This window comes from Anaerococcus ihuae, from assembly GCF_928368155.1.
GTDB classification, from domain to species: Bacteria; Bacillota; Clostridia; order Tissierellales; family Peptoniphilaceae; genus Anaerococcus; species Anaerococcus ihuae.
Genome location: NZ_CAKMRU010000002.1, coordinates 310,987 through 336,542, shown reverse-complemented (window position 1 = coordinate 336,542; position 25,556 = coordinate 310,987). Strand labels below are relative to the sequence as shown.

The 25,556-nt window shown below is 30.3% G+C and carries 27 protein-coding genes; 6 read left to right on the top strand and 21 right to left on the bottom strand.

Annotated elements, in window-relative coordinates:
* The first annotated feature begins 211 nt into the window (after positions 1-211).
* Genes selD through L6653_RS06775 form a run of 4 tightly spaced genes read left to right on the top strand, consistent with a single transcriptional unit; the run spans position 212 to position 3,217 of the window.
* Positions 212-1,231: a selenide, water dikinase SelD gene (selD, locus tag L6653_RS06790; protein WP_236786151.1), complete on the top strand. Its 1,020-nt coding sequence runs from the start codon at positions 212-214 to the stop codon at positions 1,229-1,231.
* 12 nt (positions 1,232-1,243) lie between these two features.
* Positions 1,244-1,828, top strand: a complete 585-nt coding sequence (yedF, locus tag L6653_RS06785) for a sulfurtransferase-like selenium metabolism protein YedF (protein WP_236786149.1) — start codon at positions 1,244-1,246, stop codon at positions 1,826-1,828.
* The gene (locus L6653_RS06780; RefSeq protein WP_236786147.1) at positions 1,828-2,097 is read left to right on the top strand and encodes a putative Se/S carrier protein; all 270 of its coding nucleotides are present in this window, start codon (positions 1,828-1,830) and stop codon (positions 2,095-2,097) included. Before yedF ends, L6653_RS06780 begins: the two co-directional genes overlap by 1 nt.
* A complete protein-coding gene (locus tag L6653_RS06775; RefSeq protein WP_236786145.1) occupies positions 2,084-3,217 on the top strand; it encodes an aminotransferase class V-fold PLP-dependent enzyme in 1,134 nt (377 codons plus the stop codon). The genes L6653_RS06780 and L6653_RS06775 overlap by 14 nt, the downstream gene beginning before the upstream one ends.
* A 528-nt stretch (positions 3,218-3,745) precedes the next feature.
* Here L6653_RS06775 and L6653_RS06770 read toward each other — a convergent pair.
* From L6653_RS06770 to L6653_RS06730, 9 genes are all read right to left on the bottom strand, one after another.
* On the bottom strand, positions 3,746-4,780 hold the full coding sequence (locus L6653_RS06770; RefSeq protein ID WP_236786143.1) for a sulfate/molybdate ABC transporter ATP-binding protein: 1,035 nt from the start codon (positions 4,778-4,780) through the stop codon (positions 3,746-3,748).
* Entirely contained in the window at positions 4,773-5,447 is a 675-nt protein-coding gene (gene modB, locus L6653_RS06765) for a molybdate ABC transporter permease subunit (RefSeq protein ID WP_236786142.1), read from the bottom strand. The genes L6653_RS06770 and modB overlap by 8 nt, the downstream gene beginning before the upstream one ends.
* Positions 5,448-5,449: 2 nt before the next feature.
* Complete coding sequence (modA, locus tag L6653_RS06760; protein ID WP_236786140.1) at positions 5,450-6,301, bottom strand: molybdate ABC transporter substrate-binding protein; 852 nt, start codon at positions 6,299-6,301, stop codon at positions 5,450-5,452.
* Positions 6,291-6,749: an MOSC domain-containing protein gene (locus tag L6653_RS06755; protein WP_369806172.1), complete on the bottom strand. Its 459-nt coding sequence runs from the start codon at positions 6,747-6,749 to the stop codon at positions 6,291-6,293. Before L6653_RS06755 ends, modA begins: the two co-directional genes overlap by 11 nt.
* Entirely contained in the window at positions 6,736-7,227 is a 492-nt protein-coding gene (locus tag L6653_RS06750; protein ID WP_236786138.1) for a MogA/MoaB family molybdenum cofactor biosynthesis protein, read from the bottom strand. The genes L6653_RS06755 and L6653_RS06750 overlap by 14 nt, the downstream gene beginning before the upstream one ends.
* Positions 7,208-7,678, bottom strand: a complete 471-nt coding sequence (moaC, locus tag L6653_RS06745; RefSeq protein ID WP_236786136.1) for a cyclic pyranopterin monophosphate synthase MoaC — start codon at positions 7,676-7,678, stop codon at positions 7,208-7,210. The genes L6653_RS06750 and moaC overlap by 20 nt, the downstream gene beginning before the upstream one ends.
* Positions 7,679-8,626 (bottom strand): GTP 3',8-cyclase MoaA, encoded by a 948-nt coding sequence (gene moaA / locus L6653_RS06740; RefSeq protein WP_236786134.1) that lies wholly within the window; start codon positions 8,624-8,626, stop codon positions 7,679-7,681.
* 172 nt (positions 8,627-8,798) lie between these two features.
* Positions 8,799-9,944: a double-cubane-cluster-containing anaerobic reductase gene (locus L6653_RS06735; protein WP_236786132.1), complete on the bottom strand. Its 1,146-nt coding sequence runs from the start codon at positions 9,942-9,944 to the stop codon at positions 8,799-8,801.
* A 36-nt stretch (positions 9,945-9,980) separates the two neighbouring features.
* Positions 9,981-10,202: a putative Se/S carrier protein gene (locus L6653_RS06730; RefSeq protein WP_236786130.1), complete on the bottom strand. Its 222-nt coding sequence runs from the start codon at positions 10,200-10,202 to the stop codon at positions 9,981-9,983.
* Positions 10,203-10,326: 124 nt separating this feature from the next.
* Between L6653_RS06730 and L6653_RS06725 the strand changes: the two genes are divergently transcribed.
* Positions 10,327-11,040: a GntR family transcriptional regulator gene (locus L6653_RS06725; RefSeq protein ID WP_236786128.1), complete on the top strand. Its 714-nt coding sequence runs from the start codon at positions 10,327-10,329 to the stop codon at positions 11,038-11,040.
* 34 nt (positions 11,041-11,074) lie between these two features.
* Here the strand turns inward: L6653_RS06725 and L6653_RS06720 are convergent, their stop codons facing one another.
* From L6653_RS06720 to L6653_RS06675, 10 genes are all read right to left on the bottom strand, one after another.
* Positions 11,075-12,256: a diaminopimelate decarboxylase family protein gene (locus L6653_RS06720; protein WP_236786126.1), complete on the bottom strand. Its 1,182-nt coding sequence runs from the start codon at positions 12,254-12,256 to the stop codon at positions 11,075-11,077.
* Between the two features lie 126 nt (positions 12,257-12,382).
* Positions 12,383-13,462: an ABC transporter substrate-binding protein gene (locus tag L6653_RS06715; RefSeq protein WP_236786124.1), complete on the bottom strand. Its 1,080-nt coding sequence runs from the start codon at positions 13,460-13,462 to the stop codon at positions 12,383-12,385.
* Positions 13,459-14,256, bottom strand: coding sequence for an ABC transporter permease (locus L6653_RS06710; RefSeq protein WP_236786122.1), 798 nt, complete (start codon positions 14,254-14,256; stop codon positions 13,459-13,461). The genes L6653_RS06715 and L6653_RS06710 overlap by 4 nt, the downstream gene beginning before the upstream one ends.
* Entirely contained in the window at positions 14,246-15,043 is a 798-nt protein-coding gene (locus L6653_RS06705) for an ABC transporter permease (protein WP_236786120.1), read from the bottom strand. Before L6653_RS06705 ends, L6653_RS06710 begins: the two co-directional genes overlap by 11 nt.
* Positions 15,036-16,148, bottom strand: coding sequence for an ABC transporter ATP-binding protein (locus L6653_RS06700; protein ID WP_236786118.1), 1,113 nt, complete (start codon positions 16,146-16,148; stop codon positions 15,036-15,038). Before L6653_RS06700 ends, L6653_RS06705 begins: the two co-directional genes overlap by 8 nt.
* 148 nt (positions 16,149-16,296) lie before the next feature.
* A complete protein-coding gene (locus tag L6653_RS06695) occupies positions 16,297-16,755 on the bottom strand; it encodes an NUDIX domain-containing protein (protein WP_236786116.1) in 459 nt (152 codons plus the stop codon).
* A gap of 53 nt (positions 16,756-16,808) precedes the next feature.
* The gene (gene ileS, locus L6653_RS06690; RefSeq protein ID WP_236786114.1) at positions 16,809-19,919 is read right to left on the bottom strand and encodes an isoleucine--tRNA ligase; all 3,111 of its coding nucleotides are present in this window, start codon (positions 19,917-19,919) and stop codon (positions 16,809-16,811) included.
* A 375-nt stretch (positions 19,920-20,294) separates the two neighbouring features.
* Entirely contained in the window at positions 20,295-20,708 is a 414-nt protein-coding gene (locus L6653_RS06685; protein WP_236786112.1) for an EamA family transporter, read from the bottom strand.
* Positions 20,709-20,718: 10 nt separating this feature from the next.
* Positions 20,719-21,210 (bottom strand): AMMECR1 domain-containing protein, encoded by a 492-nt coding sequence (locus L6653_RS06680; RefSeq protein WP_236786110.1) that lies wholly within the window; start codon positions 21,208-21,210, stop codon positions 20,719-20,721.
* The gene (locus tag L6653_RS06675) at positions 21,210-21,680 is read right to left on the bottom strand and encodes a glutathione peroxidase (RefSeq protein WP_236786109.1); all 471 of its coding nucleotides are present in this window, start codon (positions 21,678-21,680) and stop codon (positions 21,210-21,212) included. The genes L6653_RS06680 and L6653_RS06675 overlap by 1 nt, the downstream gene beginning before the upstream one ends.
* A 128-nt stretch (positions 21,681-21,808) precedes the next feature.
* Between L6653_RS06675 and L6653_RS06670 the strand changes: the two genes are divergently transcribed.
* Entirely contained in the window at positions 21,809-22,990 is a 1,182-nt protein-coding gene (locus L6653_RS06670; RefSeq protein ID WP_236786107.1) for an NAD(P)/FAD-dependent oxidoreductase, read from the top strand.
* A 54-nt stretch (positions 22,991-23,044) separates the two neighbouring features.
* Here the strand turns inward: L6653_RS06670 and L6653_RS06665 are convergent, their stop codons facing one another.
* Together L6653_RS06665 and nhaC are read right to left on the bottom strand one after the other, a co-directional pair.
* Complete coding sequence (locus L6653_RS06665) at positions 23,045-24,046, bottom strand: asparaginase (protein ID WP_236786105.1); 1,002 nt, start codon at positions 24,044-24,046, stop codon at positions 23,045-23,047.
* A 2-nt stretch (positions 24,047-24,048) separates the two neighbouring features.
* The gene (nhaC, locus tag L6653_RS06660; protein ID WP_236786103.1) at positions 24,049-25,497 is read right to left on the bottom strand and encodes a Na+/H+ antiporter NhaC; all 1,449 of its coding nucleotides are present in this window, start codon (positions 25,495-25,497) and stop codon (positions 24,049-24,051) included.
* Between the last annotated feature and the right edge of the window lie 59 nt (positions 25,498-25,556).

The following is a 25,556-nucleotide window of genomic DNA, read 5'->3' as shown; positions in this document are numbered from 1 at the left end:
AAATGTTTTCAAAAAAAGTTTTTAAACTTGCACTTTAAAATATTTTACGAATTTATTTTATTAAATTTTTAAGAAACTTTTTATTTTTTTGTAAAAAAATTTTATCCTTTTAATTTTTTTAAAATTTTTAATTTTTCTTTTATAAAATTTTTCCTATAGTATAATTTAGATATAATACTTAAAATTCAATAATTATAGAAAGTAGGTAGATATGTCAAATATAGAACTAGAAGTTTGCGGGGGTTGCAACGCAAAAATTCCCCAAGAAAGTCTAGGCGAGACCTTATCTTCTATTAAAAATTTTAAAAGAGATGATGTTTTAATTGGATACGATACCATGGATGATTCTGCTTTGGTAAGAGTTGATAAAAATAATGGAATCGTAACCACCCTAGATTTTTTTCCACCTATGGTTTCTGATCCCTATATTTTTGGGCAAATTGCAGCTACAAATGCCCTATCAGATATTTATGCTATGGGAGCTGATCCAATTTGTGGACTAAATATTGTTTTGTTTCCTGAAGATGAAAATATAGATATTTTGAAAAAAATTCTTCAAGGTGGTGCTAGTAAGGTTATAGAAGCTGGCGCATCTCTTGTTGGTGGCCATTCAATTCATGATCCAAAAATAAAATATGGACTTTCTGTAACGGGAAAAGTTGATCTTGATAAGGTTTGGAAAAATAATACACCAAATGAAAAAGATCTTTTGATTTTGACCAAGCCTTTGGGAGTGACCTTAGTTACAAATGCTTATGGGATTGATATTCTTGGTCAAAAAGAGATGGATAAGGCTATTTCTTCCATGATATTTTTAAATAAATATGCCAAGGAAATTTTGGAAAAATATAGGATAAGCTCAGCTACTGATGTTACTGGTTTTTCTTTTATGGGTCACTTATCAGAAATGCTTGGCGATAAATATTCCGCCATAATTGATTCTAAAAATATACCAATCCTTGATGGGGCAAAAAAAGCTGCAAGTGAATTTGTCTTTACCAAGGGAGGTCAAAGAAATAGGATGCACATGGAAGATAGAGTGGAATTTCTTGTCGATGACTTTGCTCTTGAGGAAGTTTTGTATGATCCTCAAACATCCGGAGGACTTTTAGTAAGTATTAATAAAGATGATGCAAAAGATGCCTTGGAAGAATTAAAGAAAAATAAGATTGATGCAAAAATCGTAGGTCAAATTAGTAAAAAATATGATAAAACAATATTTGTAGAATAAAGGAGTAAAAAAATGAAAGAAATTGATGCTAGAGGAATCGAATGTCCAATGCCTGTAATTATGGCAAAAAGAGAAATTAAAAATGGTGAAGAAAATTTTTATGTACTTGTAAATGAAGATATTGCTGTAGAAAATTTGAAAAAACTTGCCAAGGAAACAGGCTTTGATGTTGAAATCGAAGAAAAAGAAGACGAGGTTTTCAAATTAACATTTAAGAAAAATGAAGAAGAAAAAGAGAAAAAAGATAAGGGAGAAAGCCTATCTTCTTCATATGTTGTTGTTTTTGATTCTGATAAAATTGGTGATGGGGATGAAGATTTCTCAAAATCTCTTTTGGAAAGTTTCTTAGTTTCAATAACTGAGGCAGACGTGCTTCCAAAATATGTAATTTGCTACAACAAGGGAGTATTTTTGACAACACAAAGAGAAAATACCATTGAAGATTTGAAAAAACTTGCTGATAACGGTGTAGATATAATTTCATGTGGACTTTGCCTTGACCATTATGGAGTAAAAGAAGAATTAAAGGTTGGAAGAATTTCAAATATGTATGAAATTTCTTCATTAATGAGAACCCACCATACAATAAGACCATGATGGAATATGTGATTTATACTTTCAAATCATCAAATTTTGCCTATCTTGCCCTAAGTAAAGTCGAAAGTGAAAATATAAGGGCAAGGCTTGTCCCTCTTTTGCCAGAAATTGATGCCGGTTGTGGACTTTGCCTTAGGTATGAGAAAAAATTTGATGAGAAGGTAAGGGAAATTTTTTCAAAAAATAAGTTAGATTTCGATGAAAAATACATGCTTATTTACAAAGAAAACGAGAGAAAGCCAGAGGTTAAAGCCTATGATTTATCTTGACAATGCCGCAACTACAATCGATAAGGACGAATCAGTTGCAAGGGCAGTTTATAATGCTATAAATTCAAAATCTTTTGGCAACCCATCAAGAGGAGCCTACAAGGTTAGCCTTGACGCCCTGGATTTATTGATGCAAACAAGAAAAAAAGTCGGATCTTATTTTGGTATGGATAATCCCCTAAATGTTGTTTTGTGCCAAAATATAACTTTTGCCCTAAATTTTGTTATAAATTCCTTATTTGATAAAAATGACCATATAATAACAAGTTTATCAGAGCACAATTCAGTTTTAAGACCCCTTTATAGTTTGGTAAAAGACGGGATGGAAATTTCTTTTATTGATATAAAAGATGATTTTAGCCTTGATCTTGAAGAAATTGAAAATTTGGTCAAAAAAAACACCAAGGCTCTTATCATAACTGGTGCATCAAATATTTCAGGAGTTTTGACAGACCTTGATAGGACTTATGAGATTTGTAAGAAAAATGATTTAAAATTAATAATTGACGGAGCCCAAGTTGCAGGATATGTGCCTTTTGATATAAAAAAATATGATAATTCGATATTTTTATTTACAGGCCATAAGGGTCTTCACGCTCCCCAAGGAACGGGTGGATTTATTGTAAATGGGGATTTTAACTTTAGGCAAGTTTTTTCTGGAGGATCAGGTTTTGATTCTTTTTCAAAAACTCAGCCACATATCTTACCAGATTTATTTGAACCAGGGACTGCAAATGTTCATTCCTTTTCTGGACTAAAAGCTGCCGTAGAATTTTTGGAGAAAAGTCCTCACAAAAATATAAATGAGCTTACAAAAATTTTGTATGATGGCCTAAAAGATATACAAGGAATAAAATTTTATTCAAATATAAATTTAAATCATGTTCCAATAATTTCATTTAATATAAAAGATATTCCTGCAAATTATATAGCAATGAAACTTTGGGATGATTATGAGATTTGTGTAAGAGCAGGCAGCCATTGCGCCCCACTTTTTCACGAAAAAATGGGAACAAAAAAACAAGGCATAGTAAGAATGAGCCTGTCATTTTATAACACAAAAGAAGAAATAGAAAAAACAATAGATGCTGTAAAAAATATAGCAAAAGAAAAAAGCTAGGCTTAGTCCTAGCTTTTTGATTGTTGTAAAATAGTTCTTTGCTTAGATTTTTATCTAGGTTAATGTAAATTACAAGCTTAGAAAATCTAAGAGATCTCTCGACTACTAAAACCAGTTTTCTTCGAAAACTTTTCCGTGCTCTCACACTAATTTTTAGGGATAATTATGCCAAATCAAGGCATAATTATCTGCTCGAGATGGGTAAGTTTTTTCCATTTTTAATTGCTAAAGTTTTATTTTTACTTTTAATGTCTAAGTTTCCTAAAAACACGAGTTTGTATTTATTAAAATTTAATTTTAACTTATTCAAAGCATATAATTAAAAACACATCCACCATAGTCGATTGAATTTTGTGAGTTGAATTGGTGAATTTTTTAAATATAATTCTGTATTTATTAAAATTTATCTAAAACTTATTCGAAGTATAAAAATCTAGCCACATAACCCATCTCGAGCGAACGGTAGTGAGTCGAGAGATCTCTTTATTTTTCTTTTTATTGGTATTTTTTCGATTGATTTTTTTGTTTTTATTTTAAAAACATGATGTTTTTTTCATCCAAAGTGAAATAAAGTTTTTTTTCATTTTTTAAATTTTTCCATTTTTCTTTTTCTAAAAATACAGTCATTTGACCTTGACCATCTTTTTTTCTTATTATTAGGCAGGTATTAAAAGTTTGTTCTATTTCTTTTAATATTTCTACTTCGTATGAATTTTTTTCCTTTTTATTTTTGGAAATTTCTATGTCATGGCCTCTTATGCCTATAAATTTTTCCTTGTGATTTTTTTCTAAATTTAGGTCAATATTCCAAGCCTTAGCCTTGTAAGTATTTTCTCCAATTTTTTCAATTTCTGAGAAATTTTTGCAACCTGATAGCTCTGCTGCTGCCATTGTTTCTGGATTTTGGAAAAGTTCCTTGGTTCTTTTTTTTGGCTCAGATTTTCCATTTGCCATTATTACAATGTCATAGCACATCCTATAAATTTCATCCCTATCGTGGGATACAAAAAGGGTTGGAATTTTGTATTCTTCTATAATTTTTCTAACTTCAAGCTCAATTGACCATCTTAAATATCCATCTATTGCTGAATATGGCTCGTCTAACAAAAGAATTTCTGGTTCATTTACCAAAATTCTTGCAAGAGCCGTCCTTTGTTTTTCTCCACCCGAAATCATATCTGGACGTTTATTTTTTATATGGTCTATGTGGAGCTCTTCTAATTTTTTATTTATTATTTTTTCAAAATTTTTATTTTTTCCCCTAAATCCAGTTTTTATATTTTCATAAACTGTCATATTTGGAAAAAGTGCGTAATCTTGAAAAAGATAGGCAACTTTTCTGTCTTTTGTTGGTACATTTATTTTTTTATCTTTATCAAAAAGTACTCTGCCATTTAAAATTATTTTTCCATAATCTGGTTTTATTATTCCTGCTATTGCTTTTAGGGTCAAACTTTTGCCAGAACCTGATGCTCCCAAAATTCCCAAAATTCCTTCTTCGTTTGTAAATTTTGCATCAAGCTTAAAATTTTCAAAATTTTTTTTGATATCAACTTCAAGCATAAGCCTTCTCCTTTGGGATTGTATCTTCCAAAAAATTTATGGCAACAAGAACTATAAATGAAATTAAAACATTTATCATGACCCATTTATAGGCGATTTCATCTTGACCAATTCTCCAAAATTGATAGACACTTGTTGAAATTGTTGCAGTTTTTCCTGGGGTGTAGCCGCTTACCATTGAAGTTGCTCCATATTCTCCTAGGGCTCTTGCAAAGGATAAAACTAAACCTGCCATTATTCCTTTTTTACAATTTGGCATCAAAACTTTCCAAAAAATCCAAGTATTTGACTTGCCCAAGGTTTGAGCAGCGTAGGTTAAATTTTCGTTGTAAGCTTCAAAGGCTCCTCTTGTTGTCCTATACATCAAGGGAAAGGTCACTATAACTGTTGCAAAAATTGCTGAATACCAATTCATTATAAGAGGGAATTTAAAATATTCTACAAAAATTTTCCCAAGTCCTGAATTTGGTCCTAAAATTTTAATTAGAAAAAATCCTACAACAGTAGGAGGCAAGACCAAGGGTAGGGTTAATACCACATCTATTGCCCCCTTTACTTTTGCAGGTAATTTTTTAATATAGTAGGCTGCAAATATACCAAGAAAAAATATTATTACTGATGATATACTTGCAATCCTTATTGAATTATATAAAGGATAAAGGTCCATATCTATTTACTTAATGGCTTAAATCCATATTTATCTAAAATTTCTGATGCTTTTTCGCCTTTTAAAAATTCTAGATATTTTTTGCCTTCTTCTGGATTTTTTGAATTTTTTAGAAGAGCTGCTGGATAAACCACTTTATTTTCAAGCATTGAATCGTCAGCTACTGCTACTGTTTCAAGTCCTGCAGTTTTTGCATCAGTTTTATAAACTATTCCACAATCTGCGACCTTTTCGCTTACCCATGAGGTAACTTCTTTTACATTTGAACCAAAAGTTACCTTATCTTGGATTTTATCCCAAATTCCTAAATTTTTAAGAATTTCTTCTGAATATTGTCCAACTGGAACATCAGAATTTCCTAGGGCAATTTTTTCTACTTCATCTTTTTCAAGATCTTTAAAATCTTTGATACCTTTTTCATTTCTTTCTGCTACTGCAAGAGTTACTTCATTTTCAAGTAAATCAAATCTTGTTTCTTTGTCTATTTTATCTTCGCCTTCAAGTTCATCCATTTGTTTTTGAGCTGCTGAAACAAATACATCACAGTCTGCTCCCTCATCAATTTGAGTTTTTAATGTTCCTGATGAATCAAAGTTAAAGGTCAAACTAAGATTTGGATTTTCTTTTTCAAATTCTGTTTTTAATTCTTCTAATGCTTCTGTCATTGAAGCTGCTGCAAATACTGTAAGTTCTTTTTTATCCTTTGTGTCTGTAGCCTCATTTGATTTTGCTACATTTGAATTTGACATAAGTTCATTTGAATTGTTGTCATTTTTATTATTGTTAGCACAAGCTGCTGTTGCTATTAATAGTGCTCCTGCTAGAGCTGCCATTGAGATTTTTTTAAAATTCATTTTTTTCTCCTAATATTTTAATTTCGTCTCCAGTTTTTATTACGCCTTCTTCAATTACTTTTGCAAATATTCCCTCATAAGGCATAATACACTTTCCAACACTTTGTTTTATGGCGCAACCCTTGTGACATTCTTTTCCAATTTGACTAACTTCCAAAACACAATCGCCAATTTTTAATTTTTCTCCTATTGGAAGTTCATGCAAAATTATTCCTTGGGTTGTAATATTTTCTGCAAAATCCCCAAAAGCAAATTTACGATTTTCATTTTCCATTTTTCTAATTGATTCTACTGCCAAAAGGCTTACTTGCCTGTGCCACTTTCCTGCGTGAGCGTCATTTTCTAGCCCAAAATCTTTTTTAAATAAACCCTGACCTATCTGTTCCTTTCTCACACCTTTTGTTTTTGAAATATTTATTGATAAAACTTTTGCTTTATTTATGTCCACTATTATCTCCTTCTAATATATCTAAGCCATGGCCTAAAAATGGCAAAATCCCTTCGATACTTTCTGTGACAGCCTTAGGAGATCCTGGCAAATTTATAATCAAAGAATTATTTTTTATTCCAGAAACCGCCCTTGATAGGGCCCACATATGAGTTTTTTCTTTTGAAATTAATCTTATTGCCTCGCTTATGCCTGGCGTTTGTTTTTCAATTACTTTTAAACTTGCCTCTGGTGTGTTGTCCCTTTTTGAAAGTCCGGTCCCACCAGATGTTAAAATTAATTGGATATTTTCACCAACCAATTTATTTAATTCATTTTCAATATTTTCCAAATCATCATTAATTATAGATTTATAAACCATCTTATAATTCTCTGGCATTATTTTTTGGCAAGCATCAATGCAGCCGTCTTTATTTTCGCCAGTAGATCTGGTATCAGAAATTACCACAAAGGCGTATTTATAAATTTTCTCTTTCATAAAGCCCTGATTTTCCTCCTGATTTTTTCACTAAATATATATCTTTTATGGTCATAGACTTATCAAGAGCCTTGCACATATCATAAACTGTCAAAAGTCCAGCAGAAACTCCCGTCAAAGCTTCCATTTCAACTCCAGTTTTTCCTTGACACTTAACTTTTACTTCGCAGAATAATAAATTTCCCTCAAAATTAAAATCTACATTTATTCCATTTAACAAAAGTGGATGGGCCATTGGAATTATTGAAGAAGTATTTTTTACAGCCTGGATTGCTGCAACTTGGGCGATGGCAAGAACGTCTCCCTTTTTTATTTTTTCATTTTTTATTGCTTCTATCGTTTCTTTTTTAAGTTCAATTGAACCCTTGGCTATGGCTTCTCTTTGGCTGATTTCTTTTTTTGAAATATCAACCATTTGCCCCCTGCCGTTTTTATCTAAATGCGTAAACATTTATCCTCCTATCCTATACATAGATTCTTTTATAACTTCTTTTTCCAAATGATGTCTTTGAGGTTTTTTCATTAAAACCTCATCAATTAATTTTTCTATATTTTTATTTTCTCTTATGGCCTTTTTCAAATCAATTTGTAAATCTGAATGAAGGCAAGGTCTAATTTTCCCGTCTGATGTAAGTCTTAGTCTGTTGCAATCCTTGCAAAATTTGTGGCTTAAAGGCTCAATTAGCCCAAGTGTATAATCAAAATCTGGGACTTGGTAAAGACTTGTTGGCGAATTTTTATCCAGATTTTTTATTGGAATAAGATTTAATTTTTTTATAATCTCATCGCTTGAAATAAATTTATCTTTTGAAAAATCTGCCGTATCTCCTATTGGCATTAGCTCAATAAATCTTAATTGCAAGTCATTTTCTTTGGAAAATTTTATAAGATCATAAATTTCTCCATCATTAAATCCTTTGATTAAAACTGTATTTATTTTTATTACATATCCAAAATTTTTGGCATATTTTATTGCATCAAGAACTTTTTTTAAATCTCCGCCTTGGCTCATCATTTTATATTTTTGAAAGTCTAGGCTATCAAGAGAAATATTTAATCTTTTTAGTCCATTTTTCCACAAAATTTCTGCCTTTTCTTTTAAAAAATATCCGTTTGTAGTCATTGCCAAATCTTCAAGCCCATCAATTTCAGCAAGCATTTTTACCAAACTTTCTACATTTTTTCTAACCAAAGGCTCGCCACCAGTAAGTCTAATTTTTTCGATTCCTTTTTTTACAAAAATTTTGCTAATTTCATTTATCTCTTCAAGGGTCAACATATCATCATGGCTTTTTTTACAAGAAAGACCATCCGGCATACAATATTTACACCTATAATTGCATCGATCTGTAAGAGAAATTCTTAAATAATCTATTTTTCTTTCGTATTTATCTAGCATATAATCAACTACTTTCTATATTTAATATACTATCTTTTTTTAATAAAACATTTTCATAAATTAAAGCAAAAAACTAAAATTTTATAAAAAAAGTGAACTTGTCAAAGACAAATTTTTACCCAAAATAATTAAAAATAAAAATTTGCCCTTTTACAACAAGTTCACAATTAGCCTAAAGCATTTCTATAAAAGCTGCAATTCTTGTATTTATTTGTCCTATATCCGTCTTTGAAAAATCTGTTTCCAAAGATATATAAGGAATATTTTTCTCATCTGTTACAAATTTTCTAATAGAAGTTGTTTCAATTGCATAAGTATGGCAAGATTGAAGCTCTACATCCAAAACCCCATCAACCTTGTACTTATCAATTAATCTATCAAGAAGATCAAACCTGTTTTCATTTGGGCTCATCACAGAACAGCCGATATCTATATATCTTTTTGCAAGGGCCTTTAATGGATTTTCTGTATCTTCTTCAACTAGCCTATCGTAATTTTTCTCGCCAGTACAATTTTCATAACTTACAACAATTCCCCCGTTATCTTCAACCGCTTGAATAACTTTTTCAGTTGCACCACCGATTGGGCAGCCTGTTATTAAAATCCTTGGTTTTTTCGGACGATTTCCGTCATATTCTTCCATGATTTTTTCTGCCAATTTATTAAGCTCATTTGGAAGATTTTCCCTATCAAATTTAAAAGTTGATCCGTACAAAACTTTAAAATAATCATAACCTGACATTGGGGTTGGATCATTTGCCATTGTTCCTGCAAGTTTTTTGAAGGCTTTTCTGATTTCATTTTCAAGTTTTATTTCTTTTTCCAAATTTTCATCAGAAATTTCTACTTCAAAAGTATCTTCAATTTTTTCCTTTACCCTTAAAACTTCTTTTTCCCAAAGATTAAGGGCATCTTCTCCTTGACTGTGAGGAAGGTTCATAACATGAACTGGTTTAAATTCTCCCATAAGTTCATACATTTTTTGCTTTCCATCACAAGTAGTCTCGCCTATTACCAAATCTGAAAAATGAAAAAACGGGCACTTATCAGTTATGGCAAAGCCGTAAGAAGATTTTATCAAGGGACAAAGATTTATTGGCAAATCTTTTTCCGCTTCGCTTATTGTTTCATCAGAAGTTGAGCAAAGAGAAACAGTTCTTGCTCCTGCCGCTTGGGCAATTTCTCTTGGAAAATATGTACAATACATACCCACAACTGGGCTTCCACTATCTTTTATTTTTTTTACTTCCAAAAAAGAATTTTTTCTTTGATCAGCAAATTCCTCAAAAACTTCTGGTAAATCTTTTATTATTTTCATCATTTCTCCTTAAAAAATCAAATTTCCTAGGATTAATTATATATTTAAAACTTTTAAAATTTTATAAAAAACATTTTCCTCATCGAGGATTTTTTTTATTTTTTCAAAATTTTCACTTTCAAACCTAAAAGCTAACCCACAACCTGCTCCAAATTCTTCGGGAACGGGAATCATATCTCCCTTTATATTTTTATTTTTACAAAAATTTTCCATCAAAAGAGCATCGCTGGTCGTGTCAAATCCTGCAACAAGTTTCATATTTTCCTCCATTATTTATATGTAGAGTATAACATACCACTTTAAGCTTTTCAATAAAACCTTTGTCTAAAAATGTATTTCTGTTATAATATTTTTGTATGGAAAATTTAAAAAAGAGGAATTTATGAGTGAAAATAATAAAAATAAAGTTAAGATAAAAAAAATAAGCAGGACTTTTGTAAAAGATGAGGCTTACAATTTGCTTGCAAAAAGAATTATAAATGGAGAACTAAAACCTTGCGAAAGGCTTAGGGTTCAAGAACTTTCAAATGATTTGGGAATTTCAAGAACTCCAGTTAGAGAAGCTCTCTTACAACTTGAAAGCGAGGGACTTGTTATGACCAAGGCAAATCGCTGGACCATTGTTGCTCCAATTAATCCTGGCGAAGCAAAAGATATTTATCCAATAATTTATAGTTTGGAAGAGCTTGCCCTTATTGAATCTTTTGACAAGATTGACGATAAATTTATAGAAAAAATCGAAGATTTAAATGAAGACATTAAATATTTTCACAGAAAAAATGATCAATTAAAAACCATAAAAAAAGACAACGAATTTCACAATGCTTTTATTGAACTTTCAGGCAATGTAGAAATAAAACCAATTGTCGACAAGCTAAAAAGAAGAGTTGAAAGAATGGAAATTCATTTTTTTGAAGCCGGTGAAGAAAATTTTACTACTTACAAGGAACATATGGATATAATTGATGCCTTAAAAGAAAAAAATCTTGAAAAAGCAAGGGCTGCCCTTATAAAAAATTGGAGATCAACCATAAATACAATAGAAAATCTTTCCAAGGATATGGAATTTAAAGATATAGAAGATCAAATAAAATAAAGGACTTTTGAAAAAGTCCTTTATTTTTTTATATTTAAATCAAAAATTCTTTTGGCAAGTTGTGGCTTGCGAAATTTAAAATTGAAATACTGTATGAATAGGCTCCTGCATTGGTAATTTTTAAAATATCTCCAATTTCAGCTTTTTTAAGTTCAATATCTCTTGCCAATAAATCCAAGCTTGTGCACAAGTGACCACCAATATCTACTTTTTCTTTTTCCAAAGAATCTCCAATAATTTCAAATTCACATTGATTAATTCCTGTATAAAGTGGCTCAAAGGCTTTTTCACACTCTTTTCCCAAGGCATCTTTCAACATTTCTTTCATTGAAGCCTTAACAAAACCATTCATGGCATTTTTTACGACAAGATAGGTTTTTCCTTGAGAATATTTCTTGTCGATTACTGGAGTATAGTAGGTCCCTGAATTCATCACTAAAAATCTTCCGCTTTCAATTAAAAATTTAGCTCCAAGCTCATTTTTATTTTTTTCGTACAAATCTTTCATAGTTTTTGACAAAATATCCAAGTCCACATCTTTTTCATTTTTCTTATCATAAGAAACTCCAATCCCAGACCCAAAATTTATAAATTTCAAATCCACAAAGTCTAATTTTGAAAATTTAAGTGCCAAATCATAGGTATTTTTGTAGTAGTTTGAAAGAAGATTTGTATCAAGAATTTGACTTTGAACGTGAACATGAAGTCCAACCAGTTTTAAATTTTTATATTTCCAAGAAAAATCAAAAATTTTATCTTCATCAACACCAAATTTACTTGGATGGGCTTTTTTGTCCTTCATTGAATAATTTGGATTAATTCTCAAACCAACTTCCAAAATTTCTCCGTGCTTTTTTGCCAAATCATCCAATAAATCAAGCTCGTGGAAGGAATCTGCAATAAAAACACACTTACCCCAAGCTTTTTTTAAATCTTCCATTGTTTTTCCTGGAGCAGAATAATAAATTTGATTTTTTTCCATACCAGCTTCAATCGACAATAAAACTTCATTACTTGATGCTGCATCTGATCCAATTTTATTTTCTCTTATAGTTTTTATTACTGGCATAAAGGGATTTGCCTTGATTGAATATAAAAATTCAACATTTTTAAATTTTTCCTTTAAAATTTGGCAAGATTTATCAATCACATCCTTTTGATAAATATAGCAAGGGGCATTTTCTCTTACAAATTCATTAATATTTTTTTCTACCATATTTTTCTCCTATTTTTGTGAAAACCTTTCTTATTAATTCAAATTTACTTCTTTAATTTATTATACAATAAATTAATTAAAAAAATCCTTGAAAACTTACTATCTAGCAAATTTCCAAGGAAAATTTTAATCTGCTTGAGGTGATATTTTTAAATCCAAAAACAAATCGTTATATAAAATTGTTCTTTCTTTTCCCAAATTTTTGAAAACTTCTAATTTTTCTATATCTTCATCGTCCGGATACAAGGTTTTATCAGCTCTTGCTTCCTTGTCAATATATTTCATAGCCTTTTTGTTTGGAGTTGGATACCAAACATAATCAGCGTTTTTTGCGGCAACTTCTGGTCTTAAAAGATAATTTATAAGGGCGTAGGCTCCCTCGGTATTTTTTGAGGTTTTTGGAATAACCATGGTGTCAAACCAAATGTTTGATCCTTCTTTTGGGATCGTGTAGGAAAGATTTGGATTTATAGACTCAGCCATTGAGGCTTCTCCTGAAAATGTAATTGCTATATCAGCTTCCTCTTGGACCATATACATTCTGATTTCATCGGCAAGAATTGCCTTTACATTTTTCATAAAACCAACCAATTCATCCTTAGTTTGTCTTAAAACTTTTTCGTCCTTTTCGTTTAAGGATCTTCCTTCTGCCAAAAGTCCAATCCCCAAAGTTTCTCTTGCCCCATCAAAAGATAAAATTTCTCCTTCAAATTTTTTATCCCACAAATTTTTCCAAGATGAAAAATCTTCTTTTTTGTATTTTTTATTGTTATAAATTATACCAAAAGATCCCCAAAAATATGGAATTGAATACTCATTATTGGGATCATATGATAAATTTAAAAATCTTTGGTCAATATTATCAAGTCCCTTTATTTTTTTGTGATCTAATTTTTTCAAAAGTTTTTTATCCCCCATCATTTCAACCGTATATTCTGAAGGAAAAGCCAAATCATAGGAGGTTTTTCCCTGCTCAACTTTTGCCATCATTGCCTCATTTGAATCGAAAGTTTCATAAATTACGTGATAGCCGGTTTCTTTTTCAAAATCTTTTATAATTTCAGGGTCAATATAATCGCCCCAATTGTAAAAATAAATATTTTTTGAATCTTGGTCTTTTTCTTTTGCATTTAATTTTTTTTGTCCCAAAAATAAAAGTAAGCAAAGTGTCAAAATTCCTAAGAAAAATTTATAAACCTTGTTCATCTTGCCCTCCTTTTTTCTTCTCTACTTTGTATAACATAATAGCCTATTGCCAAAATCAAGGACAAAATAAAAATCATTGAAGATAGGGCATTTATTTCTAGAGAAATTCCTGTCCTAACCCTGGAATAAATTTCTACAGAAAGGGTCGAAAATCCTGATCCTGTAACAAAAAATGTAACTGCAAAATCATCCAAAGAATAAGTAAGGGCCATAAAAAATCCTGCAAATATTCCGCTTGCAATATTTGGAAGGATAATTTTATTTAAAATTGTAATATCATTTGCTCCCAAGTCTTCCGCAGCCTTCATCATATCAGAATTTAGGGCGTAAAGCCTTGGAAGAACCATCAAAACCACAATAGGAATTGAAAAGGCAATGTGTGAGAGCAAAACTGAGTAAAAACCCATGGGAATTTTTAATAAAAAAGAAAATAAAATCAAAAATGATGCTCCCATCATTACATCTGGCAAAACCATCAAAACTGAATTTAGACCTAAAACTTTCTTTTTTAAATTTTTATCTCTCATATAATAAATTGAAATTGCACCAAGTGTTCCAATTATTGTTGCAATTAATGACGACAAAAGTCCAATTATTAGGGTATTTATTACAATATTTATAAGTCTTTCGTCTTCAAAAACTTTTTTATAATATTTTAATGTAAAGCTTTCAAAAACATTCATATTTCCCCCGCTATTAAATGAATAAAAAATCAAAAAACCCAAGGGCAAGTACATTATTATAAATATAAAAAATAAATACAAATTTCCAAGCCTATTTTTTTTATTTTCCATTTTTGACCGCCTTTTTATTTAAAATAGAAATAACTGCAAACATCATAAAAATTAAAACAAGGCCGATGGTTGAACCCATGCCCCAATTTTGAGTAACCAAATAATGCTCTTCAACAGCTGTTCCCAAGGTTATAATTTTATTTCCTCCAATAATTCTCGTTATAAGAAAAAGTGAAAGAGAAGGAATAAAAACCGCCTGGCTTGCTGCCATTACTCCATCCATGGAAAGAGGAAGAATTATTTTTCTAAAAGTTTGAAACTTATTTGCTCCCAAATCTTCGCTTGCAATTATATATTCATTTGGAATAGAATCAATCGCCCTAAAAATTGGAATTATCATAAAAGGAAGTTCGACGTAGGAAGCAACCAAAATAAAGGCAGGATTTGTAAACAAAATCCCCTCACTTGCAAGTCCCAAAAATCCCATAATACTTCCATTTTTATTAAAAAGTCCAATAAAAGCGTAGGCCTTTAAAACCAAATTTATCCAAGTTGGAAGAATTACCAAAAGCAAAATAAAATCCTTGTTTTTAGCCTTTGACAAAAAATACGAAAATGGATAGGCCCACAAAAGTGTGAAGGCCGTTATTAAAAATGCAGTCAAAAGAGAATTGAAGGTCATAATCATATAATTTTTATTTGAGAAATATGAAATGTAATTGTCTAAGGTGAAATTTCCATAAATATCAAAAAATGATTGGTAAATTAAAAGAAGAATAGGTGCAATTATAAAAATTAAAATCCACAAATAATAAATCGCAGATAATTTTTGGTATTTTTTAGCCATCATCTTCTCCAATCGCATATTTTTCAATTCTTTTATCAAAATCATCCTCGCTTTCGTTATAACGCATAACGTGAATGTTTTCTGCATCAATTTTTATTCCAATATCATCGCCTTCTTCAAAATTTCTCGTTGTGTGAATTTTCCACCTAAACTCAGAAGAATCAAAACAAATCAATTCATTAAAAACTCCCCTGTACAAAATATTGTCGATATTTACAACAATATCAGCATCATCAACTGACACAACATTTATATCTTCAGGTCTAATTACAACTTCAACCCTTTCATTTTTATTAATTCCAGCATCAGAGCAGGCGAAAGTTTTATTTGCAAATTCAACCTTATAATCATCAACCATTCTCGCCTTCAAAATATTGCTTTCCCCAATAAACTGAGCAACATAGCGATTGATTGGCTCATCATAAATATCTTTTGGGCTTCCTTGTTGGACAATTTCTCCCTTATCCATTACAAAAATCCAATCGCTCATGGCAAGAGCCTCTTCTTGATCGTGAGTTACAAAAACAAAAGTAATTCCCAACTCCCACTGCAAATCACGAAGCAAAACTTGCATAGATTTTCTAAGTTTCATATCAAGAGCAGACAAAGGCTCATCAAGTAAAAGCACATCAGGTTTATTTACAAGAGCACGAGCTATGGCAACCCTTTGTTTTTGCCCACCAGACATTTGAGAAACTTCACGTTTTTCAAAACCAGACAAATTTACCATATCAAGAGCCTTTTCAACTTCCTTTTTTATAATTTTTTTATCAGTTTTTTTAATTTCAAGACCAAATGCAACATTATCAAAAACATTCATATGAGGAAAAAGAGAATAATTTTGAAAAACTGTATTAACCTTTCTCTTACTTGCAGGAATATTTAAAACATTTTCTCCATTAATATAAATCTCACCCGAATTTGCTTCCAAAAATCCAGCAATAAGATTTAAAATTGTAGTTTTCCCACAGCCAGAAGGTCCCAAAAGCGTATAAAATTTCCCCTTCTCAAGCTCTAAATCAACAGATTTTAAAATGGTTTCATCATCAAAAGACTTAGAAACATTTTTTAAAACCACAGAATATTTATCTAAATTTTCACACACAAGACCACCCCCATTAGTTTCTTTTAAAAGTATAACATAAAAATAGAAAAAAAGATGTAGACAAACATCTCAGACTGTAGACAAAGTATACAAATCCTCACGCTAAGAATATCATACGGAAAAAATTGATTTGGTTTCAAATTTAAAATCAATAAAATTTTTTCCTACCCTTATCCACATCCCAATATATTTCTCTATATTTTCCATCATAAATTTTTAAAATTTCTGGCATAGAATCGCTCATTTTTTCCATTTTTTTAAATTCATCATAATCTTTCCAAAACAATTTTCCTTCCCTGTTATTTTCAATTAATTTTCCAGAAAAATCACTTGTTTGGTATAAAAGTCCCACATCTTTTTGAAATTCACCCTCATCGTTTGTAAAGGCCCAAGTGATTATTCCAAGAAGTTCAGGATTTTTTATATCTAAATTTGTTTCTTCCTTTGCCTCTCTTATTACAGAATTTTCAAAAGATTCGTTTTTTTCAACTTTTCCACCAGGAAAGGTTAGACCCTCCCAGCCATATTTTTTCTTTTTATCCAAAACTAGAACCTTATTATTTTTTTCATCGTAAATTTTAACCATATTCATAAGTCTAATTTTCATTTTTTTCTCCAATCCATAAAAAAAGGAAGCAAGTTTCCTTACTTCCCTTAAATTTATTTTCTTTCAAGTTCGATTTTTACACTTTTATCATTTAATTCGAATTCTTCTGTATCAAGGTCTTTTACTTCCATTGTATCAGCTAAAGTTTCTTTTTTGATTTCTTCTTCAAAATCTTTTAAGGCATTTTTCAATTCGTCGTCTGCACTAAAGAAAATGTCGATTCTGTCTGTAACTTCATAGCCATTATCTTTTCTAAGATTTTGGATTTTTGATACAAACTCTCTTGCGTATCCTTCTTTTTTAAGTTCTTCTGTAATTTCTGTATCCAAAACTACAAATACATTTCCGTCCATCTCAACATCAAATCCTTCTTTTGCTTGGATTCTTACGTCAAGATAATCTTTTTCAACTGTGTATTTTTCTCCATTTATTTCTATTTCTTGTGGAGAATTTTCAACCTTTTCTACAAATTCTTTTGCATCAACGCCTGCCAAGAATTTTCCAAAAGCTCCTACGTTTTTAGCGAAAATTTGTCCAACTTTTCTGAAATTTGGTTTTAGATAATAATCCATAAAGTCTGAAAGATCATCTGCAAATTCAACTTCTTTAATATTTAATTCTTCTTTGATTAAGCCTGTCAAATCACCGATTTTTTCTTTAAATGATCCATCTACAATTATTTTTTCTAGAGGTTGACGAACCTTGATTGATTCTTTTTCCCTTGATGCACGACCAAGAGTTACCATTTTTCTTACAAGATCCATTTTCTCTTCTAATTTTTGGTCAATTAAATCTTCATTAACCTCATCAAGTTTTTCAACGTGAACTGAAAGTCCATTGGTCAAATTTCTGTAGATTTCTTCTGAAATAAATGGAGCTATTGGAGCTGTCATTTTTGAAAGACTTACCAAAACATCAAAGCATGTTTTATAAACTGCTTTTTTAGATTCTGTTAAATCTTCTCTCCAAAATCTCTTTCTATTTCTTCTTATATACCAATTTGATAAATCTTCTACAACAAAATCATTTACCAAATGAACAACCTTGTTGTAATCAAAAGATTCCATTTGTTCATAATAGGCTTTTAATAGTGAATTTAATCTTGAATATAACCACTTGTCAATTTCTTCAAGTTCTACATTTTTGAAATTTTTAATCTGATCAAGACTTATATTATCTGTATTTGCATAAAGAACAAAGAAGTTATAAACATTTTCGATTGTCCTAAAGAAATTATTTTTAACTTCGATTAGACCTTTTTCGTCAAATTTTGTTGGAACCCAGCAAGGTGATACAAAAAGTGAATAAAATCTTACTGCATCTGCCCCATATTTATCAAATAATTTGAAAGGATTTAATGTATTTCCTTTTGATTTTGACATTTTTTGTCCGTTTTTATCAACAACGAGGTCATTTACCAAAACATTTTTGTATGGTGCTTTGCCTGTAATAATTGTTGAAATTGCCATTAATGAATAGAACCATCCTCTTGTTTGGTCAATTCCTTCGCAAATGAAATCTGCTGGGAAATAATTTTCAAAATCTTCTCCCTTTGCAAATGGATAATGAACTTGTGAAAATGGCATTGCTCCTGAGTCAAACCAAACGTCAATTACATCTGGAACCCTATGCATTACTTTTCCACAATCCGGACAAGTTATTGTTACATCGTCAACATATGGTCTGTGAAGTTCTATATCTTCACTTATATTTTCTCTTGCTTTTTCAGCCAATTCTTTTCTTGAACCGATTGATTCAACATGACCACAATCGTCACATCTCCAAAGATTTAGTGGAGTTCCCCAATATCTTGATCTTGAAATTGCCCAATCTTTTACATTTTCAAGCCAATTTCCAAATCTTTTATCACCAATTGTTTGTGGATACCAATTAACTCCGTTATTATTTTCAACCATTTTTTCAGAAAGTTTGCTCATTTCTATATACCAAGATGGTTTTGCATAATAAACAAGTGGAGTTTTACATCTCCAACAGTGAGGATAATTGTGTTCGATTGTTTGTTTTTTATAAACTTTTCCCTCATCTCTTAAATGTAGGAAAATTTCTTCGTTTGTATCAAAAATAAATTTGCCCTTCCAAGGAGTTTCTGTAAAACATCCTTCAAGGTCAACTGGTTGAACAAATGGCAAATTATATTTTCTTCCAAGTTGGTAGTCGTCTTCACCAAAAGCTGGAGCTGTGTGAACAATTCCTGTACCGTCTTCTGCTGAAACATAATCAGCACAAGTTAAGAAAAATGCCTTGCCATCTGGCTTTACATATGGAAGTAATTGTTCGTATTCAACATACTCAAGATCTTTTCCCTTCATCTCTTCAACAACTTCATACTCATGATCTGCCATAACTTTTTCAAGCAAAGATTTTGCCAAATAATAATAGCAGCCATCAGTTTTATCATTTACTTTTACATAGTCAAGTTCTGGATGAACAGTTAAAGCTACGTTTGATGGAAGAGTCCATGGAGTTGTTGTCCAAGCTAGGAAATATTCATTGTCGGCATCTTTTTTCTTAAATTTACAAATTAAAGTTATGGCCTTATCCATTTGATAGCCTTGAGCAACTTCGTGACTTGCAAGACCTGTACCACATCTTGGGCAATATGGCATAACTTTTGCGCCTTCATAAATTAATCCTTTTTTAAAAGCTTGGTTTAATAGCCACCATTCAGTTTCAATATAATCATTGTCCAAAGTTATATAAGGATTATCCATATCATAAAGAAAAGCCATTCTGTCTGACATATCTCTCCACATGTCTGAATATTTAAAAACTGAGTCCTTACATTTTTGATTGAATTTTTCAACGCCGTAAGCTTCGATTTGATCTTTTTCTGTAAAACCTAATTCTTTTTCAACTTCGATTTCAACAGGAAGTCCATGTGTATCCCATCCAGCTTTTTTTAAAACCTTAAAGCCCCTCATATTTTTATATCTTGAAGTCATATCCTTCAAGGTTCTTGCTATAACGTGATGGATTCCTGGTTTTCCATTTGCAGTTGGAGGTCCATCATAGATTATATATTCTTCAGCATCTTCTCTTGTTGTAAAAGTCTTATCCAATAGGTCTATATCTGCCCAATATTTGGAAAGATCAAGTTCTCTTTGTTTGGTATTTTTTGTATCTAATGATTTAAAACTTGCCATAATTCCCTTTCTTTCTCATAAATTTTCTTTTAAAATAAATTATAATAAAAAAACGCCCCCAGAAGGGACGGTCCACCCAAAAATTGAGTATGAAGTTAACGCCTATCTTACGTAATAAACTAATTTTTTCATTTATTAAGCTAAAAGATGATCTTCATAATAAAAAATGCATAGCCACTTTCACCTAAAGGCCTCTCTGTTAATTATTTTTTAAAATTACTCTTCTTTTAATCGCTTATATCTACTGACTAATTTACTATTTTTAAAGAAAAAAGTCAAATTGATTTTTATCTAAAAAAATATATATTTATAAAATCACAAAAAGTATATTTATAAACATTAAAAAGCATATTTATAAAACTATAAAAAGTATATTTATAAAACCATTAAAAGCGTGCCTGCTGTAATTAAAATACATCCAATAATAGATTTTGTAGAAAATTCTTCGCCCAAAAATAAAAATGCAAGAATTAAAGTTAAAACCACACTCATTTTATCAATCGGAACAACCTTTGAGGCATTTCCATATTTTAAGGCTCCATAATAACAAAGCCAACTAAGTCCAGTCGCAAGACCTGATAAAATTAAAAAAATCCAGGATTTTTTGCTAATATTATAAATTCCAGAAAATGAAGAAGTAATAAAAACCATGCCCCAGCTCATTATTAAAACTACAAAAGTCCTAATTGCAGTTGCAAGATTTGAATTTACTCCTTCAATTCCAACTTTTGCCAAAATTGAAGTAAGAGCTGCAAAAATTGATGAAAAAATCGCAAGTAAAATCCACATAATATCTCCTTTATTTATGTATTTTCATTCTAAATTTATCAATAGAAAAATTATCCCAGCTATCAACATTTGAAATTTCTAAAGCTTTTTCTAACATTTCTATATCAGAATCAAAATCTTTTCTATAGACATAATAATTTTCTTCCATAAAAGTTAGCATTATCCCATCATAATCTTTAAAATCTTCAATAAATCTAAGTTTTTCTACATCAAAAAATTCAAAAACTTTTATCTCTAAATCTTTTAAATTTTCTTTTGTAATTGGATTAAATTTAAAATCAAAAAATCCTGCGTTTACTGCTTCATGGATAATATCAAGACCCAAATTTTTTCTAGTTGGAAAAATTGAGCCAGAAATTCCCTTAAGCCCTCCATTAATTTTTACTTCAACTCTAATTCCATTCGAATTTTTTTTAAATTTTTCATCAAAATCCCTTAAATAAGTTTTATTTTCTAAATAATATTTAATTGCATCATAAGCAAGTTTTACATAATAATCCATTACAATAAACTTTCTATATCCTCTTTAATTTTTTCGGGTTTTGTCGTTGGGGCAAATCTTTTTACAACTTTTCCATCCCTATCAACTAAAAATTTTGTAAAATTCCATTTTATCTTTCCACCAAGAATTCCGCCTTCTTCTTTTTTCAAAAATGTATAAAGCGGATCTTCATTTTCTCCATTTACATCAATTTTTTGAAATCTGTCAAATTTTGTCCCAAAATTAAGTGTGCAAAATGAATCAATTTCTTGGTCATTTTCTGGAGCTTGGTTTTTAAATTGATTACATGGAAAATCTAAAATTTCAAAGCCTTTTTCATGATATTCTTCATAAAGTTTTTCAAGTCCCTCATATTGAGGAGTAAATCCACATCTTGTTGCTGTATTTACAATTAATAAAACTTTTCCCTTATATTTTTCAAGTTTAACATCTTCACCCTTGTTATTTTTTACCACAAAATCATATATCATATAAATCTCCTTTGATTTTTAAAATTTTTATTTACTTTAATTATTTACCCACTTTATAGATAAATTTAGAAAATTTGGGTAAATTAATAGATAGAGATTAGTATAAAAGTTAACAAAGGAGAAAATAAATGTACGATTATTTAATTATTGGAAATGGAATAGCAGGTCAAAAGGCTGCTGAAACAATTAGAAAAAATGAAGAGGACTCTTCTATAATTATAATTTCAAAATCTTATGAACATACTTATTGGAGAACAAAATTATCTGAGCTAATAGCAAAAGATTTTACTAATGAAGAAATTTTGGTAAAAAAACCAGATTGGTATGAAAAAAATAATATAGAAGAAAAACTTGAATGTGAAGTAGAAAAACTTGACCTTGAAAACAAAAAGGCAATTTTAAAAAGCGGAGAAGAAATTGAATATGGTAAGGCTCTAATAGCAACAGGATCTCATCCATTTGTGCCACCAATAAAAAATATTGATGCCGATGGAGTTTTTGCAATTAGAACTGTTGAAGATTTAAATTCTTTCAAAAACCACATCAAGGAAAACAAGAAAGTTGTAGTAATTGGTGGAGGACTTTTGGGACTTGAAGCTGCTTTTTCTGTAAAAAATACAGGATGTGAAGTTCTAGTTATTGAAACTTTTGACTATATTTTGGGAAAACAACTTGATAATGAACTTTCCAAAAAGTTAGAAAAAGAATTAAATGATGCAGGAATTAAAACTTCTACAGGAAAAAATACTGCAGAAATTTTAGAAAAAGACGGTAAAGTTTGTGGAATAAAACTTGAAGATGGAGAAGAAATCGAAGCAAATACAATTTTGGTTCAAACAGGCGTAAGAAATAATCTAGATATTGCAGAAAAATCTGGACTTGAAATTGAACGAGGAATCCTTGTAGATGAAAACTTAAAAACAAGCGATGATAATGTATATGCAGCAGGAGACTGTATGCAATTAGGAAAAGCTACAATAGGCCTTTGGACAGCATCAATGGAAATGGGACAAATTGCAGGAAGCAATATGACAGGAGATAACAAAACCTACCAAACACCAAAACCATTTTCATCCCTACTTCTTGGAGATATAAAATTATTTTCAGCAGGCTTAAATTCAGGCGAAGGAATAGAAGAAATCAAAAAAGAAGACGGAGAAAAAGTCTACAAATTATTCAAAAAAGGCGAAGACTTTGTAGGAGGCATCCTCTACAAAGACATAAAATTCCAAAATGATGTTAAAAAAATAGTATTTGAAAAAGAAAATCCAAAAAATACAAAACTTGGAAAAGAAATTTTTGGGATGTAAAAATAAAACTGATCTTAAATTGATTTATTTCAATTTAAGATCAGTTTTTTATTTTTAAAATTGAGGAACAATTTCTCCAACTTTTTCTCCCCTATGATTTCTAATAGTTTTGTCAGCTATTTTATCATAGTACTCATATTCATCCTTTTTTATTACTCCTAATTTTTTTAGTAAATGAATCAATATGACATTTCTTGTTTCAGAATTTCCATCGTAGGTTTTTATGGCAAATCCATATTTTTTATCAGGCAACAAGCCACCAAAATATCCATTTGCACCAGATTTTACAATTAACTCTCCCTTATGTTTTTCTATTAACAAGTGGTCAATCCTATCTGAACCAGATGTATAAATTGAATTTTCGCTAATATCTTCAATTATTTCTTTAGCAGAATTTGAAAGATTTTCTGGCAAATTCTCATAATCTGATAACTTAGCCATTCCATGTGCAAAATTATATAAAGGAAGGGCATGAACTGGAACTCCACAACCATCTACAGAAATGTAATCTCTAGTAATATCAAACTCACAAAGATTTGAAATCATCTCAGTAATTAGTTTTTGAACGGGATGGTCAATTTTGTAATAATCATCCAAACTTTCATTTAAAATTATTGCCGACATTAACATGCCTGAATGTTTTCCACTGCAATTATTGTGAATATCTCTTGGATTCTCGTTATTTTTTATCATATTTTCTGTAACATCTTTTTTGAATGGATAATGAGGACCACATTTTAGATAAGATTCGTCAAGGCCAATTTTTTCAAGCATTTCTGAGACTGTTTTTATATGAAAATCTTCCCCGGAATGAGATGCACAGATTTGTGCAACTTCTTTTGGGCTAAGATTAAACTTTTCAACAGCTCCAAGTGAAAGTGGAACCATAGCTTGCATAAGTTTAGCGCTTGAACGAGGAAAACATATTTCATCAGGATTTCCTTTTGAAAAAATAATTTTTCCATCTTTATCTACAACTACTAATGATCCAAATGTATATAAATCTTCTAGTTTTCCCCTATAAATTTTTAATAATAAATCCATTTTATCTTCCATAATTATTCTTCTTTCATTTCTAATTTTTCCAATTCTTCCAATCTTTCTAATTCTTCCAATTCTTCGTCAGTATATCTAGCTATTCCTATTCCAGTTGCAGCACAAACTAAGTTAAAAAGTGGACTTATGTAGCAGAAAAATACAAAAGGTACAAAAGTTGCAAAATCTATGCCCAAGGTATCAACAATAAACATAGCTGTTACTCCATAAGGAATCAATGTTACTCCCAAAGTTCCACAATCCTCACTGATACGTGAAGCATTTTCTGGTTTTAATTTATTCTTTTTAAATAAATCAAGCATAGTAGATTGAACCATAATTGCTCCAAACATATGAGAACCTGTCAAAGCAATTGATAAGTAGTCTACAAACATAGCTGAAAAAATTAAAGAGAAAGTTGATTTTAATTTTTTTCCTATCGGTTCAATTATTACATTTAATATATCCATATCTCTAATCATTCCACCCAAAGCAGTTGTGAAAATAAGAGCTTGTATAGTTCTTGTCATGCTATCCATTCCACCACGGTTTAAAAGAGTATTTAAAAATTCATCTTTAAAATCATATTCAAAACCTTTAAGGGCAGAATTTAAAACTAAAGTTGCATCAAATTTTTGATAAAAAACAGCTAAAATCATTCCTAAAACTCCACCAATAAGAATTGATTGAGATGCTGGACGTTGTTTTACCAATAAAATTACAACTACAATTAAGGGAATTAGGGTTATTGGACTTATTGTAAAAAATTTTTTTAAGCTTTCACCAACAACTTCAACCGCGTGAATATCTGCATCAGCAGTTTGTCCGCTACCTAAAATCAAAAATAAAATTAGAGATATTATGAAAGCAGGAACTGTTGTATACAACATGTGTTTAACGTGGGTCATTAATGGAACTCCCATTACACCAGATTGAAAATTTGTTGTATCTGACAAAGGTGAAAGCTTATCACCAAACCATGATCCAGAAATTAATGCTCCAGCAACCATTCCTGGATTAATGCCCATACTAATTCCAATTCCTAAAAGAGCTACTCCAACAGTACCAATTGTTCCCCATGAAGTTCCTGTAAACATTGATACTATAGCACAAATAATCAAAGTTGTTGCTAAATAATATTTTGGATTAATAATTTTAAGTCCATAATAAATAATTGTTGGCACAGTTCCAGATGCTATCCATGATGAAATCAAAACTCCAACAGCAAGCATTATTACAACTGATTGTAAGGATTTTCCAACTTGTTTTATTCCTATTTTTTCTAGCTCTTTGTATGTATAACCTAATTTAATTGCAAATAAATTTACAACTAACCACGCCAAAAACATCACTACAGCAAGCGGTGCTTTCAAAATTGTTAATCCTAAAATTAGCATAGCCGCCAAAGTTACTAACAAAAGTACCGAATATCCAAAAGTCGGTCTTTTTTTCATTAAAACTAAATCTTCCATAATTCGCCTCCAAATTTTTATTTAAGGATAACCTTATCATTATATTTAAAATATAGCAC